Genomic DNA, 5,073 nt, shown 5'->3' with positions numbered 1-5,073 from the left:
CAGCTCGCGCCACGCCGTCGGCACGTCGGTCTCGGGCGCGACCGGCCGGTGCGCCGCGATGCCGAGCAGGTGCGTCCACGACCGCGGCACCACGTCGAGCACCGCGTACCCGCCGCCGCCGAGCGCGACCCACCGGCCGCCTGCGACCTCGTGCGCGAGGTCGTGCAGCAGCTCCGCGGCCGCGCGCTGGCCGTCGACCGAGACGCGCAGGTGCGTGAGCGGGTCCATGAGGTGCGAGTCGCAGCCGTGCTGCGTCACGAGCACGTCGGGGCGGAACTCGCGCACCGCCGCGGGCACGATCGCGTCGATCGCCCGCAGCCAGCCGGTGTCGCCGGTCCCCGCGGGGAGCGCGACGTTGACGACCGACCCCATCGCGTCCGCGCCGCCGATCTCGCGCGCGAACCCCGTGCCCGGGAACAGTCCCGCGCCGCTCTCGTGCACCGAGATGGTGAGCACGCGCGGGTCGTCCCAGAAGACCGTCTGGACGCCGTCGCCGTGGTGCGCGTCGACGTCCACGTACGCGACGCGGGTCGCCCCCGCCGCGAGCAGCGACCTGATCGCGACCGCCGCGTCGTTGTACACGCAGAACCCCGACGCCGCGCCCGGCATCGCGTGGTGCAGGCCGCCCGTGACGTTCACGGCGTGCTCGGCGCGGCCCTCCCACACCGCGAGCGCCGAGTCGACCGTCCCCGTCACGACGCGTGCCGCGGCCTCGTGCATGCGGGGGAACACCGGGTCGTCCGTCGTGCCGAGGCCGCGCAACGGGTCCCGGGTCCCGTGCTCGGAGGCCGCCTTGACCGCGGCGACGTACTCCGCTTCGTGGACCGTGAGGAGCAGCGCGTCGTCGGCGGGCGGTGCGTCGACGAGGTCGACCTCGGGGCCGCCGAGCAGGTCCAGCGCCTCGGCCAGGCGGATCGTCAGCTCGACGCGCTCGGAGGTCATCGGGTGCCCGTGGCCGAAGTCGTAGGCGAGCATGTCGACGGACCACACCACCCGGGCCTGGACGGGTGGGTGCAGCCCCCGCGACGTCATGCGGACACCGTCGCACCCGCCGCCCGTCCGTGTCGATCCGACCCGCCCGGCGTGGGCGCGGGGCGGGTCCGGCCGGGCGACACCGGCGGCACGCGCGGGCACGTGTCGAGCCGGACCGTCCGGCGTGCCAGCATGGGCCCGTCCGGCGGGCGCCGGTGGGCACGAGGCGGAGGTTCGATGGCGCGGGGCGGGCCGGGCATGAGGTGGCACGTGCGCGAGCTCGTCGACCGAGCCGCACGCCAGTCGCCCGCACGGCTCGCGCTCGGCGTGTTCGGGTCGGTCATCGCGCTCATCACGGCGCTCCTCCTCGCGCCGTGGGCCACCACGTCGGGCGAGCAGGCGCCGTTCGCCGACGCGCTGTTCACCGCGACGTCCGCGACGACGGTCACGGGCCTGGTCACGGTGCCGACCGGTGAGTACTGGTCGACGTGGGGGCTCGTCGTCATCCTCGTGGCGATCAAGATCGGCGGCCTGGGCGTCATGACGCTCGCGTCGCTGCTCGGCCTCGCGGTGAGCCGGCGCCTCGGCCTGACGCAGCGGCTGCTCGTGTCGTCGGAGACGAAGTTCACGCGGCTCGGCGAGGTCGGCTCGCTGGTCAACACGGTCATCATCACGTCGACCGCGTTCGAGGTCGCGATCGCGCTGATCCTGCTGCCGCGGTTCCACATGTACGACGAGAGCTGGGGCGAGGCCGCCTGGCACGCGATCTTCTACGGCGTCTCCTCGTTCAACAACGCGGGCTTCGTCCCGACGCCCGACGGGCTGTTCCCCTACGCGTCCGACTGGTGGGTGCTCCTGCCGATCATCGTCGGCGTGTTCGTCGGCTCGCTCGGCTTCCCCGTCATCCTCAACATCGCCGGCAGCCTGCGCCGCCCGCGGCGCTGGAACCTGCACTCGAAGCTCACGCTGACCACGAGCGTCGCGCTCGTCGTGTTCGGGTCGCTCATCGTCGCCGCGTTCGAGTGGACCAACCCCGAGACGTTCGGCGGGCTCGACCCGAGCGCGACGTTCCTCGCGTCGCTGTTCGCGGGCGTCATGCCGCGCTCGGGCGGCTTCACGACCTTCGACATCGCCGAGATGCACGAGGGCACGTGGCTGCTCATGGACGCGCTCATGTTCGTCGGCGGCGGCTCCGCGTCGACCGCGGGCGGCATCAAGGTCACGACGCTCGCCGTCATGCTGCTCGCGATCGTCGCCGAGGCGCGTGGCGACCGCGACGTCGAGGCGTACGGCCGGCGCATCCCGCGCGAGGCGCTGCAGGTCGCGATCGCGGTGTCGTTCATCTCCGCGACGTTCGTGCTCGTCGCGTCGCTGCTGCTGCTCGCGATCACCGGCGAGGCGCTCGACGTCATCCTCTTCGAGACCATCTCGGCGTTCGCCACGTGCGGCCTGTCCACCGGCATCACGATGGACCTGCCCGACGCCGGGAAGTACGTGCTCACCGTGCTCATGTTCATCGGCCGGACCGGCACGATGACGCTTGCGGCGGCGCTCGCGCTGCGCAACCGTCGTCGGGTCATCCGGCTGCCGGAAGAAAGGCCGATCATTGGCTGACACCTCGCGGGACACCGCCCGCACCACCGGGCGCGGGTCGAAGAAGGACGCGGGCGTCCTCGTCATCGGGCTCGGCCGGTTCGGGTCCGCGATCGCCGCCACCCTGGACCGCCTGGGCCAGGACGTGCTCGCCGTCGAGCGGGACCCCGACCTCGTCGTCCAGTGGGCCGGACGCGTGCCGCTCGTCGAGGCCGACGCGACCAACCCCGAGGCGCTCGAGCAGCTCGGCGCGCGCGACTTCCCCGTCGCCGTCGTCGGCGTCGGGTCCTACATCGAGGCGTCCGTGCTCATCGCCGGGAACCTCGTCGACATGGGGATCCCGCAGATCTGGGCCAAGGCGATCTCCGCCGAGCACGCGCGCATCCTGCAGCGCATCGGCGCGCACCACGTGATCCTCCCCGAGGCCGATGCCGGCTCGCGCGTGGCGCACCTGGTGTCCGGCAAGCTGCTCGACTACATCGAGGTCGAGGACGGGTTCACCGTCGTGAAGATGCGCCCGCCGAAGGAGACGCAGGGCTTCACGCTCGCGCAGTCCAACATCCGCGAGCGCTACGGCGTGACGGTCATCGGCGTGAAGAGCCCGGGCATCGACTTCGTCTACGCGACGCCCGAGACCCGCATCTCGCAGAACGACATCATCATCGTGTCCGGCCACGCCGAGCTGCTGGAGCGCTTCGCCGCCCGCCCCTGACGCGGGGCGCGGGGCGCGGGAGGCCGCCGGGGGTCGCGCGGGGCCGGGTCCGGTGGTCCCGGGTCAGCGGGGCTTGCGGGCCACCATGAGCAGGTGCGTGACCGGCCACGGGACCGGGTCGCCCGTGGCGGGGTCGCGGAGCGCGGCGCCGACCGAGAGGCGGTTCTCGACGAGCCAGTCGTTGGTCCACGGGGCCGAGCCGACGGCGACCTCGAAGCCGACCGACGTCAGCAGGTCGACCCAGTCGGCCCACGTCATGTCGCAGAACCGCTCGTGGCACTCCGACAGCCACGAGTCGACGTAGTCGCGGGTCGTGAGGAACTCCATCGCGCCGCGCAGCGGCAGCGTGACGGTCGCGGTCGCAGCGTCGGCGACCTGCGCCTTCACCGCGAGGTCGGCACCCGACAGCGCCGGGAAGTCGTGCGCGAACTGCACGAACCGCTCGGCGGGCGTGAGGGCGTCGACGTGGTCGTGCACCGAGGCGCGGTCGCGCCCGGACAGGTCCGCCGCGACCGCGCGGTCGGGGCGCACGGGGCCGTCGAGGACCAGGTCGACCAGGCGGTCGCCGTCGTCGGGGCCGAGGACGTCGCTGTTGATCCAGACGCCGCCCGGGGCGGTGTGGCGGAAGATCCGCTCGGCCAGCAGGCGCAGGTCCGCGACGCCGTTGCCGTAGGACGAGATCTCGTGCGTGAGCGCCACCGTGATGGTGGTGCTGACCGACGACTCCGGGAAGACCGACGACCGCAGCAGGTTGCGCTGCGCGAAGAACACGTTGGGGTTGGCGAAGACCCCCTGCGCCTTGCGGTGCTCGGCCTCGGCGACGAGGTGCCGGGACACGTCGACGCCGTACAGGTCGGACTCGACGAGCCGCGGGTCGCGCGCGGCACGCTCCAGCAGGCCGCCTGCGGCGCAGCCGAGGTCGACGACCGTGCCGGGCACGACGTGCGGCGCGACCTGCGTCCACTTGCGGTCCGACGCGTCGTCGAACGCCGCGGTGTACGTGCGGTAGTCGCGCGTCTCGGTGAGGTCGCCCTCCGAGCCGACGGTCGGGTCGGTGTGGATGAGCCGGATCTGGTCGGCGAGCCGGTAGCGGTCGTAGAACGCGACCGTCTGCGGGTGCGCGAGGTCCCGCCAGGACGGGTCGTCCGCGACCACGCGCTCGAGCACGTCCCACGGCCGCGGCGGCGCGGGCGTGACGCCGGCCTCGACGGGTGCGACGCGGAACCCGGCGGCGGCGTACAGCGCCGCGACCTCGGGCGTCGAGCACGCGACGACCGTGTTCTCCGGCGTCGGGCGGCGGCCGGTCGTGAGCTCGACCGACGCGAGGACGGTGCTCGCGAAGCGGGCCGACGGCGGCACGTCGGCGACCGGGGCGACGACGGACGGCAGGTCCGCGGCGACGCTCACGCGCTCGACGAGGGACTCACGGCGGTGCGCGGGCAGCGGGTTGCGGCGCGTGCCGGTGTGCGTCGCGGACGTGACCGCCCACACCACCTCGGCGCCGGGCGCGACCTCGATCGGGCGGCCCGCGTCGTCGACCTCGTGACCGTCGAGCAGGGAGCGCAGGTAGTCGACCTGGAACGCGGTGACGAGGTGGTGGCGTCCCGGGAACAGGACGAGCGAGACCGGGGGCATGGTTCTCCGGGGACGGGCGTGAGGGTCAGGGCGTGGCGGCCCGCGGGCGGGCGGGACCGGAGACCGACAGGTCGACGACGCGCGGCAGGTACCGGGACGGCATGACGGGCATCTGCGCGAGGACGCCCAGCGCCTTGACGAGCCACTCGTCCTTCACCGGT

The 5,073-nt window shown here is 73.6% G+C and carries 4 protein-coding genes; 2 read left to right on the top strand and 2 right to left on the bottom strand.

Going from position 1 to position 5,073, the window contains the following annotated elements:
- Positions 1 to 1,032, bottom strand: a 1,032-nt coding sequence (locus tag HGA02_RS09790) for an acetoin utilization protein AcuC (RefSeq protein ID WP_168678845.1), incomplete at its 3' end; no start/stop codon positions are given.
- Positions 1,033 to 1,209: 177 nt separating this feature from the next.
- On the opposite strand from HGA02_RS09790, the gene HGA02_RS09785 reads away from it, so the two are divergent.
- Together HGA02_RS09785 and HGA02_RS09780 are read left to right on the top strand one after the other, a co-directional pair.
- Positions 1,210 to 2,586 (top strand): TrkH family potassium uptake protein, encoded by a 1,377-nt coding sequence (locus HGA02_RS09785; protein WP_168678844.1) that lies wholly within the window; start codon positions 1,210 to 1,212, stop codon positions 2,584 to 2,586.
- The gene (locus tag HGA02_RS09780; protein WP_124343406.1) at positions 2,579 to 3,277 is read left to right on the top strand and encodes a potassium channel family protein; all 699 of its coding nucleotides are present in this window, start codon (positions 2,579 to 2,581) and stop codon (positions 3,275 to 3,277) included. The genes HGA02_RS09785 and HGA02_RS09780 overlap by 8 nt, the downstream gene beginning before the upstream one ends.
- Before the next feature lie 63 nt (positions 3,278 to 3,340).
- Here HGA02_RS09780 and HGA02_RS09775 read toward each other — a convergent pair whose 3' ends face one another.
- Positions 3,341 to 4,912: a methyltransferase domain-containing protein gene (locus HGA02_RS09775; RefSeq protein WP_168678843.1), complete on the bottom strand. Its 1,572-nt coding sequence runs from the start codon at positions 4,910 to 4,912 to the stop codon at positions 3,341 to 3,343.
- Between the last annotated feature and the right edge of the window lie 161 nt (positions 4,913 to 5,073).

The sequence above is a fragment of the Cellulomonas septica genome (assembly GCF_012396155.1).
GTDB lineage: Bacteria > Actinomycetota > Actinomycetes > Actinomycetales > Cellulomonadaceae > Cellulomonas > Cellulomonas septica.
This window is presented reverse-complemented; position numbering and strand designations above follow the sequence as displayed.